Annotated in this window: 8 protein-coding genes, 1 other RNA gene and 1 pseudogene; 8 read left to right on the top strand and 2 right to left on the bottom strand. The window is 60.7% G+C overall.

Annotated elements, in window-relative coordinates; translation table 11 throughout:
* Positions 1-13 precede the first annotated feature (13 nt).
* The 3 genes from ACUIAD_RS02105 to leuA all read left to right on the top strand — a co-directional run bounded on the left by ACUIAD_RS02105 (position 14) and on the right by leuA (position 3,545).
* Positions 14-706 carry an L-ribulose-5-phosphate 4-epimerase gene (locus ACUIAD_RS02105; RefSeq protein WP_445343538.1) on the top strand — a complete coding sequence of 231 codons (693 nt, stop codon included), beginning with the start codon at positions 14-16 and terminating at the stop codon, positions 704-706.
* Positions 707-790: 84 nt separating this feature from the next.
* Positions 791-1,411, top strand: coding sequence for a DUF5701 family protein (locus ACUIAD_RS02100; protein WP_110452738.1), 621 nt, complete (start codon positions 791-793; stop codon positions 1,409-1,411).
* 223 nt (positions 1,412-1,634) lie between these two features.
* Positions 1,635-3,545 (top strand): 2-isopropylmalate synthase, encoded by a 1,911-nt coding sequence (leuA, locus tag ACUIAD_RS02095; protein WP_445343537.1) that lies wholly within the window; start codon positions 1,635-1,637, stop codon positions 3,543-3,545.
* A gap of 84 nt (positions 3,546-3,629) precedes the next feature.
* Here leuA and ACUIAD_RS02090 read toward each other — a convergent pair whose 3' ends face one another.
* Complete coding sequence (locus tag ACUIAD_RS02090) at positions 3,630-5,876, bottom strand: transglycosylase domain-containing protein (protein ID WP_110452736.1); 2,247 nt, start codon at positions 5,874-5,876, stop codon at positions 3,630-3,632.
* Positions 5,877-6,070: 194 nt separating this feature from the next.
* Between ACUIAD_RS02090 and ACUIAD_RS02085 the strand changes: the two genes are divergently transcribed.
* Positions 6,071-7,213, top strand: a complete 1,143-nt coding sequence (locus tag ACUIAD_RS02085; RefSeq protein ID WP_110452735.1) for an inositol-3-phosphate synthase — start codon at positions 6,071-6,073, stop codon at positions 7,211-7,213.
* 238 nt (positions 7,214-7,451) lie between these two features.
* On the opposite strand, the gene glf is transcribed toward ACUIAD_RS02085, so the two are convergent.
* Positions 7,452-8,630 carry a UDP-galactopyranose mutase gene (gene glf, locus ACUIAD_RS02080; RefSeq protein WP_110452734.1) on the bottom strand — a complete coding sequence of 393 codons (1,179 nt, stop codon included), beginning with the start codon at positions 8,628-8,630 and terminating at the stop codon, positions 7,452-7,454.
* Positions 8,631-8,860: 230 nt separating this feature from the next.
* Between glf and ffs the strand changes: the two genes are divergently transcribed.
* From ffs to tmk, 4 genes and pseudogenes are all read left to right on the top strand, one after another.
* An RNA gene (gene ffs, locus ACUIAD_RS02075) (signal recognition particle sRNA small type) lies at positions 8,861-8,951 on the top strand.
* A gap of 96 nt (positions 8,952-9,047) precedes the next feature.
* Positions 9,048-10,067: a phosphatase PAP2 family protein gene (locus ACUIAD_RS02070; RefSeq protein WP_445343536.1), complete on the top strand. Its 1,020-nt coding sequence runs from the start codon at positions 9,048-9,050 to the stop codon at positions 10,065-10,067.
* Between the two features lie 148 nt (positions 10,068-10,215).
* Positions 10,216-13,122, top strand: coding sequence for a type I DNA topoisomerase (topA, locus tag ACUIAD_RS02065; RefSeq protein WP_445343535.1), 2,907 nt, complete (start codon positions 10,216-10,218; stop codon positions 13,120-13,122).
* Positions 13,119-13,772 (top strand): annotated as a pseudogene (gene tmk, locus ACUIAD_RS02060) (dTMP kinase); the annotation flags it as partial. The gene topA and the pseudogene tmk, both read left to right, overlap by 4 nt.
* Positions 13,773-14,051 lie beyond the last annotated feature (279 nt).

The raw sequence follows: 14,051 nt of genomic DNA, 5'->3' as shown, positions 1-14,051 counted from the left end.
GGTGGTGGTTCTTATGACGTCCTTGGCTGATTTTTCTGATGAGGTACGTGTCGAAGTAGGTCTGGTCCGCGCGCATGTTGCTGCCCTGCATGCGCAGCTGATCAAGTGGGGTCTGGTGGTGTGGACGGCTGGCAATGTTTCGCAGCGTCTGCATTCGGCCGACTTGCTGGTGATCAAGCCATCAGGGGTGCGCTATGAGCAGTTGACGCCGGAATCAATGGTGGTCACGGATCTGGAGGGGCATGTGGTGGACGGATCCGCCGCCCCCTCCTCGGATGTGTTTTCACATGCCTACATCTACCGGCATATGCCTGATGTGTTCGGCGTGGTGCATACGCATTCGACTTTCGCGACGGCCTTTGCGGCAGTAGGCCGGTCAATTCCATGCGTTTTGACGATGATGGGCGATGAGTTCGGCGGTCCGGTGCCGGTGGGTCCCTTCGCCTTGATCGGTTCGGACCAGATAGGTCGTGGGGTTGTCGAAACCCTGGCGGAGCACCCGGGCTGTCCTGCAGTGCTCATGCGCAATCACGGCCCCTTCACGGTCGGTGCGGATGCCGAGGCTGCGGTAAAGGCGGCAGCGATGACGGAGGAGGTGGCGCGTACGGTGTGGGCTGCTGAGCAGATCGGCACGCCCGTGCCCCTGTCCGACGAGGACGTGACCAGTCTGAACGACCGCTACCAGCACGTGTACGGCCAACACTGAATACGATTAGGATGCCTCGCTCCGGCAGGCGAATGTGAACGGTGCGGGTGCTCGTCGCGGCAGATTCGAATTACACTGGAGGCCATGACCAGATCTTCCCAAGAAGTGAAGCGGCAACTGGATCGGATCGTGGCTCTGGGCTATCCGGATGTGGCGGACATCAGCGCTGCAGCTTTCAGAGCATTGGCCCAGCCCCTGATCTCCGCGCTGGAGTCCACTGAGCTGGGCGAGCAGATCCTGCTCATCCCCACCCGGGAGCTGGTCTCGCCTGAGTCGCTGATCGCCCGGACCAGCATAAATCGCATGGCTGGTTTTACCACCATGCCTCCGCGTGACATCGCCAGCTTCATGCCTCAGAACGGGTTTGAGCCGCCCGAGGGACCCTTCTACATTGTCTTGGATCCGCACACCGGCACCTGCTACACCAACCGTGAACCTGACGTGGCCAGTAAACTGATCGACTCCGACGATCGTCTGCCTCTGACCTTGGAGGAGGGTCTGGCCATCGCCACGCAGCATCCCGACTGGCTGGCGATCAAGAACGGCTTCAATCTGCTGGGCTCCCACAGCGCCGATGGGCGCGTCCCCAGTATCTGGATGAGCCAGAACGCCCCCCGTCTTGGTTCGGTCTGGCCCAACTCGCGTCACACCTGGCTGGGCAACGCCTACTGCGAGGGACGTCGAGGAGTCTCCCTCTTCCAGTGAGTTTTTGCAGTGAGCGCTCCTTTGGTGCCTGCACCGTCCGGCAACCCACAGATTATGCCAGTCCCTGTGCGCTCGCCTTGCTCTGCGTCGGAATGCGGACCCGGACCGCATGTCCCTGCTCACCTCCGGTAAGATAATGGCACCCCCGGTACGGTTTCGGCCTGCCTGAACGCCCATGGCCGGGTGGCATTGCGGTTTCCGACGAATGAAAGAAGGAGGAGAGATGGATCAGGATCGTGCATCCGTGTTTGATCTTGCGGCCCAGGCCGCGGCGTCCAATGGAGGGAACAACGACCTGCTGCTGCCTCCCCCTAAGTTCGTGGGTTCGCCGCAGAAACCCAGTGCCATGCCTTACAACAAGTATGTGGCCTACAACAAGCAGGTGCCTTTTGACTATCCGCAGCGCACCTGGCCGGGCAAGACGCTGAAGCGGGCGCCGCGCTGGTGTTCAGTGGATCTTCGCGACGGCAATCAGGCCCTGGTCGATCCCATGGATTCCGAGCGCAAGCTGAGATTCTGGAATCTGTTGATCTCCATGGGCTTCAAGGAGATCGAGGTGGGCTTTCCCTCGGCATCCGAGACCGATTACGACTTCATCCGCCTCCTGATAGAGCGCGAGCTGATTCCCGACGACGTGACCATCGTGGTCCTGACCCAGGCTCGCGAGCACCTGATTCGCCGCACCTACGAGGCCCTGCGTGGGGCCAAACGAGCCGTGGTCCACTTCTACAACTCGGTTTCGGTCCTGCAACGGGAGGTCGTCTTCCACAAGGACAAGGCCGGGATCAAACAGCTGGCCACGGATGCGGCCGAACTCTGCCGCTCGCTGGAGGCCGATGCCGGTGGCACTGATCTTTCCTATGAGTACTCGCCTGAGTCCTTCTCCGGTGCAGAGCCCGAGTATTCCCTAGAGGTGTGCAACGCGGTCATCGACGTGATCCGGCCTACGCCGGAGCACCCCATGATCATCAACCTGCCCAACACCGTGGAGATGACCACCCCCAACGTCTTTGCTGACGAGGTGGAGTACATATCCACCAACCTCAAGGACCGGGATGCGGTGGTGCTCTCCCTGCACCCTCACAACGACGAGGGCATGGCCGTGGCCGCCACCGAGCTCAGTCTGCTGGCCGGGGCTGACCGGGTGGAGGGCTGCCTGCTGGGCAATGGCGAGCGCACCGGCAATGTCGACATCTGCACTGTGGGGCTGAACTTGCTGGTCCAGGGAATCGACCCCCAGCTGGACTTCTTCGACATGCCCGGCATTCGTCGGACGGTGGAGTACTGCAATCAGATCGCCGTCTCCGAGCGGCACCCCTATGTCGGCAACTTCGTCTTTACTGCCTTCTCCGGCTCCCACCAGGATGCCATCAAGAAGGGGCTGGATGCCCGGCAGCAGGCGGCTCTGCGCGCCAACGCCAACCCCGACGACTTCCTCTGGCTGGTGCCCTATCTGCCCATTGACCCCAAGGATGTGGGCGGCAGCTATGAGGCCATCATCCGAGTCAATTCACAGTCGGGCAAGGGCGGCATGGCCTACCTGCTCAAATCCAACCATCATCTGGACCTGCCCAAGCGTCTCCAGGTGGAGTTCGAACGGCTGGTCCAGGGCTATGCCGATAGGACTAAGCGCGAGGTCAAGGATGCCGACATCTGGCGGCTCTTCAAGGACGAGTACCTGCCCGTGGAGGCCGGGGGAAGCGTGGTCGGCGGCGAGTCCATGGCTGATCAGCGTGACGAGACCCTGCACCAGTGGGGACGCTTCAAGCTGCTGAATGTTGCAGTCACCTCCGGCGAGGACGGCTCTGATACGGTTCTTGATGCCGCCCTGCTGGACCGAGGGCTTGTCCCAGGCGATCCAGAGGTGCGCCGCCATGTTCAGGGACGTGGGAATGGTCCGATCGCGGCCTTCCTGGATGCGCTCAAGTCCCTGGACCAGACCGTCTCGGTCCTCGATTACGCCGAGCATGCCATGACCGCCGGCACGGATGCCTTGGCGGCTTCCTACGTGGAATGCCAAGTGGGTGAACCGGCAAGGTCCCGAGTGATTTGGGGCGTGGGCATTGATTCGTCCATCTCCACCAGCTCCCTCAAAGCCATCATCTCGGCCCTCAACCGCTTCCAGCGCGGCTGAAAGGCAGGAGATCCCATACCATTGCTTCAGGTCTGATCCGGACGCAGGGCTACGCTCGGATCGGACCTGGTCATTTGCAATGGTTTACTGTTGGGACGGCTCACTCTCGGAGTTGCCCTGAGTGTTGCCTTCGTTTCCGCTCTCAGCGTTGCCGCTGTTGTCATCGCCCTCGGTGCCGCCTCCGGTGCCAGCACCTGAACCGCTGCCGGATCCGGACTGCCCTCGCCCGTTGTTCTGGCGCTGGCCGCGTTGCTGGGGCTCATATGAGTATTCCCGGTTGGGCGTGTTCCGATAGCTCGCTTTGGATCCAGTGCCCCAGTTGCCTTCGGGGCCACCGATCCTGCCGTGGTCCTCAGCGTCTGAGAAACGCTCTACCGGACTGTTGCCCAGGGCTGACTTCATGTACTTGGTGAAGAGTTGTACCGTATAGAACTCGCTCTGATAGCGATCCGGCACTTTCAGGGCGCTGCCGTCCTCCCCCTGGTTCCAGATGGCGAAGGTGGTCAGAACCGAGGGAGTGAAACCGATGAAAGAGATTGCGGTCTGGTCATTGGCTGTGCCGGTCTTGCCGGCGATAGGCCGCCCCAGGGAACGGGCATAGGATGCAGTGCCGTGCTGGACCGTAGTGGTCATGGCCTTCTGCAGCAGGGCCACCTGTTCGGCGTTGAAGACCTGATCCGACTGGATCGTGGCCGTATAGAGCTCCTGATCCTTGGCATCCTTCACCTGAGCTACTAGGTGCAGCTTGGGTCGTCGTCCCCCGTTGGCCAAGGTGGCGTAGCCCTGGGTCACGTCATATACCGTGAGGGCGTCCACGCCTAGGGTGTCGAAGGTGGTTGTATCGTCGATCTTCCCGGTGATGCCTGCTGTGTGGGCTATCTGGGCAATCTTGTGCGAGGTCACGTGTTCGCCCAGGTCCATGAAGACCGTGTTGACCGAGTTGGCGAAGGCCGAATAGAGATTGATGTTTCCGTAGCTGACATTCCCGGCGTTGGCGACGGACTTGCCCACGCTGGAGAAGGTGCGCGGGGAATTGCCGTTGAAGACCGTGTCCAGGCTTACCCCATCCTGGATGGCGCCTAAGAGCGTATAAGCCTTCATGGTCGAACCCACCTGGAAGGTTGCCTGGTCCACGTTGTTGAGTTGGTGGGTCAGGTAGTCGTCCCCGGCATACAAGGAGATGATCGCCCCGGTCTTGGGGTCTACCGAGAGCCCTCCGGTCTGCAGGGTGGCTGGCAGATGCTTGTTGCCTGTGGACGGGCTTGTTACCTGGAACATCAGATCCTGCTTGTCCTTTTGAATGGTGGTGATGATCCGGTAGCCGCCTGTATCCAGGTCGTCCGCGGTGAAAGGAGCTTTTTTGCCCAAGGACAGCTCGTTGCGGACCATGCGCAGCAGGTAGCCGTTGGGCCCTTGGTAGACGTTCTGCGGCATGTATTTGATGGTCTGCGGCATTTGAGCGCTGGCCCGGTCCTGATGACTGATGTAATGGTCCTCTTCCATAATGGCCAGCACACGGCGGAAGCGCGATTCGGCCTGCTTGGGATTGACCCCCGGATCCCAGGAGGCCGGGGCGGGGATGATGCCGGCCAGCATGGCTGACTCAGGCATGGTCAGATCCTTGGCATCCTTGCCGAAATAGTTTTGGGCGGCGGCCTGGATCCCGTAAGCGCCGCGTCCGAAGTAGATGGTGTTCATATAGTTGCACAGGACCGTGTCCTTACTCTCGGTCCTGGAGATCTTTAGGGAGAGAATAGCCTCGCGCAGCTTGCCCTTGTAGGAGGTGGTCTCGCCCAAATAGTAGCGCTCGGCATACTGCTGGGTAATGGTGGACCCTCCCTGTCGGGTGCCTTTGGTCACGTTGTTGAGCAGCGCCCGGCTAATGCCTTTCAGGTCGATGCCGTTGTCCTTGTAGAAGGAGCGGTTCTCCGAGGCGACGACCGCGTTGCCCACATACTTGGGCAGGACCGCGCAGTCGATGATCTCCCGGTTTTGATTGGCATAGCTCCCGATGGGAGTGGTGCCATCCGCATAGTAGACGGTGGTCTTTTGCGCCAGAGCCTGCTTTTCCGGCGGGATGATCTCAGTGGTCAGATACAGGTAGGCGAAGGCTGCCGCCCCGGCGACCAGCACCAGTCCCAGCAGGGCCAGGGTCCACTTGAGCAAACGATGCGACTTGCGGCCCCGACCGCGACGAGGTCCGCCACCCTGAGGGTGCTGGTCAGCATGTCGCGATACGGGCTTGTCAGTGCGATTCCTGCCCCCGTGCGCTCCGGACTGGGTCCTGCGTGCGGGTGAGGTCGAACTGACTGAACGAGTCTGATTGGCCATGCTAACTACGCTATCCGGCCGGGCTGAAAACTGTTCGACCTAGGGCTGAACGTTCATCGTTTTCGTACGTTTGCGCCTTCCTTGGGGGGCTGTTCTGCCAGCGGGGGCGCATATGAGGATCCATTCCATCATGCCATCCACGGGGAGAAGGTATGCTTAGGTTGGAAATAACTCAGTAAATCAGAGGAGTTTGTATGAGCATCCGTGTAGCTATAGCGGGCGTGGGCAACTGCGCTTCCTCGCTGGTACAGGGAGTCGAGTATTACAAGGACGCCAAGGACGATGACAAGATCCCCGGCATCATGCACGCCAACTTCGGTGGCTACCGCATTCGTGACGTGGAGTTCGTGACCGCCTTCGATGTGGATTCCCTCAAGGTCGGCAAGGACCTGAGCGAGGCCATCTTCGCCTCGCAAAACAACACCTACAAGTTCTGCGACGTCCCCAATAAGGGCGTGGAGGTTCTGCGTGGGCCGACCGGCGACGGGCTGGGCGAGTACTACCGCAAGATGATCACCGAGTCGGATGCTGAACCCGTGGATGTGGCCCAGGTTCTGCGCGACAAGAAGGTCGACGTCCTCGTCTCCTACCTGCCCGTCGGCTCTGAGCAGGCCGATAAGGCCTATGCTGCCGCCGCCATCGAGGCCGGGTGCGCCTTCGTCAACTGCCTGCCCGTCTTCATCGCATCCGACCCCGAGTGGGCTCAGAAGTTCCGCGATGCAGGCCTGCCCATCGTGGGTGACGACATCAAGAGCCAGGTAGGCGCCACCATTACCCACAGGGTCATGGCTCGTCTCTTCGAGGATCGCGGCGTTCGTCTGGACCGCACCTACCAGCTGAATGTGGGCGGCAACATGGACTTCATGAACATGCTGCAGCGTACTCGTCTGGAGTCCAAGAAGGTTTCCAAGACGCGCGCAGTCACCTCCATCGTTCCTCACGATATGGATCCCCACAACGTCCACATCGGCCCCTCCGACTATGTGGCCTGGCTGGATGACCGCAAGTTCGCCTTCGTGCGTCTGGAAGGCACCACCTTCGGTGATGTGCCGCTGAATCTGGAGTACAAGCTGGAGGTCTGGGATTCTCCTAACTCAGCGGGCATCGTCATTGATGCCCTGCGCGCCGCCAAGATCGCCCTGGACCGCCACCTGGCTGGCCCGGTGCTGGCACCCAGCTCCTACTTTATGAAGTCCCCCGCTGTCCAGCATGAGGACAACGAGGCCCGCCAGCTGGTCGAGGATTATATCGTCGGCAAGGTGGAAGGCGACGAGAGCGCCCTGGATGCCGATGTCAAGACCGCCAAGGAGAACGGCAAGGACGTCTGGCACGCCTGAGTCTGCGGATTCTGTCTGATCGATTTCTGAGGCGTCGCTTCAACGGTTGTCCCGGAGGCATGAATGGCAGATTCCTGGTCTGGAAAAGGCCGACCGCTTATCGTAAGTGGTCGGCCTTCTCGTATTCTAATTGGAACGGCGGCTCCGGATTTGCCGACTTCGACTCGTGCCGGACTCTTCGCCTTGGGCTCTCTCCAAGGATTGCCGTTAGAAGGTCGGCGGAAATCAGGTTCCGGTTTCAGTCCTTGGCAGGGCCTGCCAAGGGAGCGACTCGCTTGTCCCAGGCATCCAGGGCCGAGTTGATGACCTGGTGCATGTCGTAGTAAGCATAGGTGCCCAGGCGGCCGCCGAAGACCACCTTCGGCTCCTGGGCGGCCAGCTGCTTGTACTGGGTGTAGAGGGCGCGGTCGTCGCTCGTGTTGATGGGGTAGTAGGGTTCGTCGCCCTTGCCGGCGAATCGGCTGTACTCCTCCCAGACCACGGTGCGCTCGTGGTTCTGCTGGTCGTAGCGTTCGGGGTTGAAGTTCTTGAACTCGATGGCACGGGTGTAGGGCACGTCGGGATCGGAGAAATTCATGACCGGGCAGCCGAAGTGGTCGTCCTCGTCGTAGCGGCGCTCTTTGAAGTCCACGGTCCGCCACTTGAGCTCGCCCAGACGGTAGTCGAAGTAGCGGTCGACCGGGCCGGTGTAGACCACGGGGACCTGTCCCACCAGAGCGTCCCGGTTCCAGGGCTGGGAGGTGTCGAAGAAGTCGGTTTTCAGGCTCACCTGGATGCGTGGGTCGTCGATCATCCTCTCGAACCAAGCCGTGTAGCCATCCTTGGGCAGGCCCTCCCAGGTGTCCTTGAAGTAGTGGCTGTCGTAGTTGAATCGCACCGGAAGCCGTTTGATGATGGAGGCAGGCAGCTGGGAGGGGTCGGTCTGCCACTGCTTGGCCGTGTAGTTCTTGATGAAGGCCTCATAGAGGGGGCGGCCGATCAGGCTGATCCCCTGATCGTTCAGGTTGCCCGGATCGGTTCCGGCCAGCTCGCCGGCCTGCTCCCGGATCAGTTCCCGGGCCTGCTCAGGGGTGTAGTGGGCGTGGAAGAACTGGTTGATGGTGCCCAGGTTGATGGGCAGGGGATAGACCTCGCCCTTGTGGGTGGTGTAGACCCGGTGGGTGTAGTCGGTGAATTCGGTGAAGCGATTGACATACTCCCAGACCTTGCGGTTGGACGTGTGGAAGAGATGAGCACCATACTTGTGGATTTCGGCCCCGGTTTCCTCGTCCATATAGGAGTAGGCGTTGCCGCCGATGTGATCGCGCACGTCGATGATCCGCACCCGCGCACCGCTGTGCTCGACAGCCTGCTGGGCCACGGTCAGACCGAACAGGCCAGCGCCCACAATCACCAAATCAGCATCTAAGTCAGCCATTCGTCTTCAGCCATCCATCCCTTGTCGCTGTGATGCCGGGTCTGTCTATTGCCAGGGCCCGGCCTGATCCGTGATCAGCCGCTTGAGGTACGGCGATCCTGCTGTCTATATGCTAGCGGGCGGATCTGGTCGGGCAAGCGGCAGGCGGCGATGTCGACCGAATGCGCACCTGACTGAAGGGGTCGGCGCTTCCCGATGGACAAGTGGAACCTGTCTGCTATCATGGTGACTTGCTCTCACGTGGCGTTATGTCACCCAATCCCCCCAGGGCAGGAATGCAGCAAGGGTAAGTGGCCTCTGGCGGGTGCGTGGGAGTTTTTCATATTTACCGACTGAACTGGCCGGAGTCGTGAAAACAACGCGTTCGTCTGATGAGGTGTCGGCTGTCGACCCAGGGGTTGGATAGAGTCTTGAGGTATGACCAAAAAGCACAAGCAGGGCAAAGCACAGCAGGCCTGGTACCGGGACCCGAATGAGCAGACCAAAGCGAGCAAGAGTCATGTTGACCGGGATCCTTTGACGTCTCGCCCCCGGATTTCAGCCGTGGTTCTGTGCCTGGTCACCGGCCTGGCCTGTCTGGGTCTGGCGGCATTGGTCTGGTGGGCGGCCGTGTGGACTGTGTCAGGGCAGACCTATGACGACATGGCCCTAACTAACTTTCGAGGTTTTCTTGACCAGGCGCCCTTGGCCAAGGCGTACCTGGGACTGTTCACCATTCCTTATGTGACTGCAGCGATATGCGTGGTGCTGGGTCTTTCAGCCCTGGCGGTTGTTCTAGTGCACCGCCGGTGGTGGCTGCTCGGGCAGGTTGCTGTTTATGCTTTGGTGGTCTACGGGGCGGCGCGTATCCTTAAGCGCTTCCTGCCTCGCCCTGTGCTGATCCGTACTCAGGCCTCCACAGCCAATTCAGCACCATCCGGGCATACCATCCTCGCTCTGGCGGTAGTCCTGGTCCTGTTGTGTGTGGTGCCGCGCGTTTGGAGAGCCTTAGTCGCCTTGGTAGGGTTCGCCTTTGACCTGTCGGTGGGCTGCTCGCTGGTGCAGGGGGGCTGGCACCGTCCCTCAGACGTGGTCATGGGCATTCTTATTCCGGCCGGTCTCTGTCTTATCGCTCTGGCTGCCACTCGAGGAACCGGGATGGATGCCCCTGGGACTCGAATGTCCTCTGCTTCGATTCAGATTGTCTCCACTCTGATGTTGGCAGCAGGATTTCTTGGGATTCTTTACGCCTGCTATGTCATCTGGCAGGTCAGTCCTGGTCTGGAGATCGGCGCCCGATGGACCGCCTATGGGGTTCACTGCTCGGCTGTCATACTGATGGCCGCGGTTCTGTCCGTGACGTTGGGTCTGGTTCTGGCGATGAGGCAGATCACGGCCTCGCCTCTGACCAGGATGGGCCTTGTCGGCCGCCCCCCGGCCCCGCCCCAAAATAACTGAGGTCGGTCTCTGGGCGTACTGAATATCTCTGATTCATCCACCACCGGGCCCAGGGATACACACACGTGCACATGACCCCCTGATTTGCACGGTTACGGAACCTCGTGAGTAAGATGGCGTGCGAAAGACCACAATATAAGGAGAGGCCATGGCATCCGGCAATAAGCTCGTCATTGTTGAGTCGCCAACCAAGGCAAAGAAGATCGGCGGGTACCTGGGCAAGGGCTACACGGTCATGGCCTCGGTGGGCCATATTCGCGATCTGGCCCAGCCATCGCAGATCCCGGCCTCCCAAAAGAAGGCCTATGGCAAGTTCGGCGTAGACGTGAACGATGGCTTTAAGCCCTATTATATCGTGGATGATAAGAAGAAGCACACGGTATCCGAGCTCAAGAAAGCGCTGAAGAACGCCGACGAACTCTACCTGGCCACTGATGAGGATCGAGAAGGGGAGGCCATCGCCTGGCATCTGGTCCAGACCCTCAAACCCAAGGTGCCGGTAAAGCGCATGGTCTTTCATGAGATCACTCCAGAGGCCATCAAGAATTCGCTCAAGCACACCAGGGACGTGGATGCCCACATGGTTGATGCCCAGGAGACCCGCAGAGTTCTGGATCGGCTCTATGGCTATGAGCTTTCCCCGGTGCTCTGGCGCAAGGTGGGCCCTGGTCTGAGTGCCGGGCGGGTCCAGTCTGTAGCGACTCGGTTGATTGTGGAGCGTGAGCGTGAGCGCATGGCCTTCGTCAAGGCCTCCTATTGGGATCTGCTGGCGCATCTGGTGCAGGAGGATGGCGGGAAATCGACATCGTCAGGCGGTTTTCAGGCGCGCATGATCAGCCTGGGCGGGCGGCGGCTGGCGGTCTCCAAGGATTTTACCTCCAAGGGCCGGTTGACTGAAGCGGCCGCCAAGGAGCAGGTCCTGCAGCTGGATGAGCAGTTTGCTCGAAGCCTGGCTGAGGCGCTGAAGGAGCAGGACTTCACGGTGACGGGTATGGAGACCAAGCCTTATCGGCGGCGTCCTCAGCCCCCCTTCACTACGTCTACTCTGCAGCAGACGGCAGGCAACCGGCTGGGTATGAGCTCCCGGGCCACCATGCGCGCCGCCCAAGGACTCTATGAGAATGGGTTCATCACCTATATGCGTACGGATTCGGTCACCCTCTCCCAGGAGGCCATTGCCGCTGCCCGGAAAGGGGTCGAGCGTGAATATGGGGCCGAATATCTTTCGGCAGAGTCCAAGCAGTATGTGACCAAGACTGCCGGCGCCCAGGAGGCTCATGAGTGCATCCGGCCCGCTGGTTCCACATTCCACAGGCCCCAGGAGCTGGCCGACCGTCTGGCCCCTGACCAGCTCAAGCTCTATACCCTGATCTGGCGGCGCACCCTGGCTTCGCAGATGGCTGACGCCACCGGGTCCACAGCCACCGTCCGTCTGTCGGCACAGGCCGGAGAGGAGGGTGCAGCCCTCTTCCAGGCCTCAGGCACTGTCATCCAGTTCCCGGGCTTCCTTAAAGCTGTGGGTTCGGGCTCAGAACAGACCGATGAGGATTCATGCCTGCCTCCGGTCCAGAAGGGGGATGTGCTTCGCGCCGCCGCCGTAGAGCCTGAGGGACATGAAACCCAGCCGCCAGCACGCTACACTGAGGCCTCCCTGGTCAAGACCCTGGAGGCCAAGGAGATCGGCAGGCCGTCCACTTATGCCAGCATTATTTCGACCATCATCGACCGTGGGTACGTCTACGAGCGCGGCCGTGCCCTGATCCCCTCCTGGCTGGCCTTTTCGGTAGTCAGATTGTTGGAGACCAATTTCCCTCAGTACGTGGATTACCAGTTCACGGCGCAGATGGAGAATGGCCTGGATATGATCGCTCATGGCAAGGAGCGAGGCAAGGATTGGCTTACCCGGTTCTACTTTGGCTCAGGCCCGGGCGCTGCTCAGAACGCAGACCAGGCGCATCAGGGTCTGCAGGAGCAGGTGGCCCAGTTGGGGGACATCGACGCCCGCAGGATCAACACCATCGAGATCGGCGATGGCCTGCAGGTGAGGGTCGGACGATACGGTCCCTATCTGGAGGATACAGCCGACCTGGATGCCGACGGCAACCCCAAGCGGGCCTCGTTGCCGCCAACCATGGCTCCGGACGAGCTGACTGTAGCGGCAGGCCATGAGCTGATCGCTGCCAATGCCGGCGGTCCTCGACAATTGGGCAAGGATCCGAAGACCGGCGGTCGGGTCGAAGTGCGCAAGGGCCGATTCGGGCCCTATGTGGCCCTGATCAGCCCCGAAGAGGAAGCGGCTGAGCAGAAAAAGACGACTGGCAAGACTGCACGGACAGCCAAGCAGACTGGTTCTAAGCCCAAGATGGCTTCGCTCTTCAAGACCATGGATCCAGACACGGTTACCCTGGAGGATGCTCTGAAGCTGCTCAGCCTGCCTAGGACGGTGGGCAGCATCGAACTGACCGATGCAAAAACAGGAGAAACTAGCCAGGCCACAGTCACAGCCAGCAACGGTCGTTATGGCCCCTACCTGACGGCCACTAAGGCTGACGGCGGCACCGAGACGCGTTCGCTGACCGACGAGGGACAGATCTTCACCATCGATCAGGCGGGGGCTAAGACCCTCTTTGACCAGCCCAAGTATGGACGGCGTTCCCGGGGTACGGCCAAGCCTCCTCTTCGTGAGCTAGGTACAGATCCTGACAGTGGCAAACCCGTCACCATCAAGGACGGGTTCTACGGTGTCTACATCACCGACGGGCAGACCAACAGGACCCTGCCCAAGCAGTACACGGCCCAGTCCATTGAACCAGAGGTGGCCTTCCGCCTGCTGGCGGAGAAGCGCGCGGCAGGACCAGCTAAGCGGCGTGGCAGGACCACCCGCAAGTCGACCACCCGCAAGTCGACCACCCGCAAGTCGACAGCACGAAAGTCAGCAACGCGGAAATCGATGTCCGGCAAATCTACAGCCGCCAAGTCGTCTGCTCGCACCCGCAAGGCCACACAGAAGGCCAAGTCCACCAAGACTGTCAAGACTACGGAGAATCAGGCATGAGCGACGGTTTGTTCATTTCCTTCGAAGGCATGGACGGGGCAGGCAAAACCACCCAGGTTCAACGAGCACACAACTATCTGCAGGAGTGCGGTCTGCGATCCCTGGTCACCCGCGAGCCAGGCGGCACCCCTGTCGGGTTGACCATTCGGGAACTCGTTCTGCACGGTCTGGCCGCCTTTCCGTCGGTTGCCGTGACCGGGGGCACTGATGTGGTTGATGCCTCCGACGACCTGGCCCCCAGGACCGAAGCCCTGCTCTATGCGGCGGATCGGGCCGAGCATGTGGCTCAGGTTGTGCGTCCGGCTCTGGATCGAGGAGACATTGTGCTTTGCGATCGCTACTTGGATTCCTCAGTGGCCTATCAGGCCGGAGGCCGTGATCTGTCGGCGGATGTGATCCGTCGGCTGAGTCTGTGGGCCAGTCAGGGCCTTCTGCCCAAGCGCACCTACCTGCTGGATGCAGATCCAGACCAGTCCAAGCTGCGTCTGGATCATGAGCCCGATAGGCTGGAGTCGGCTGGCGACGACTTTCAGCAGCATGTGCGTCAGGCATTTCTGCAGCTGGCTCAGAGGGAGCCCGACCGGTTCCTGGTTATCGACGCCACTCAGTCCATCGACCAGGTCTGGCAGATCATCCAAGACGATCTGGATAAGTTGGTCGAAGGCCGCGAGCCGGATCTGCCGCAGGCCGACGATGAACTCTCTGATGTTGATGATGAGAATGATGGCGCTGGCGCTGATGGTCAGGACGATGCCGTCGAGGATGAATCGGCTGCAGAATATGAGGACGATGATTCGTTTGCCGAATCGGACTGGACTGAGGACGCTGGTACGTCCCAGGCACCGGAGGCTGATGCCGACTTGCAGGATCAGCCTGATGGCGACCAGTACGGTCAGCCCATGGACGCAGGATCAGTTGGCGGTGCTGCT

The organism is Bifidobacterium sp. ESL0819, assembly GCF_052606245.1.
The sequence above is the reverse complement of the archived record's forward strand: the minus strand, read 5'-3'. Positions and strand labels throughout refer to the sequence as shown.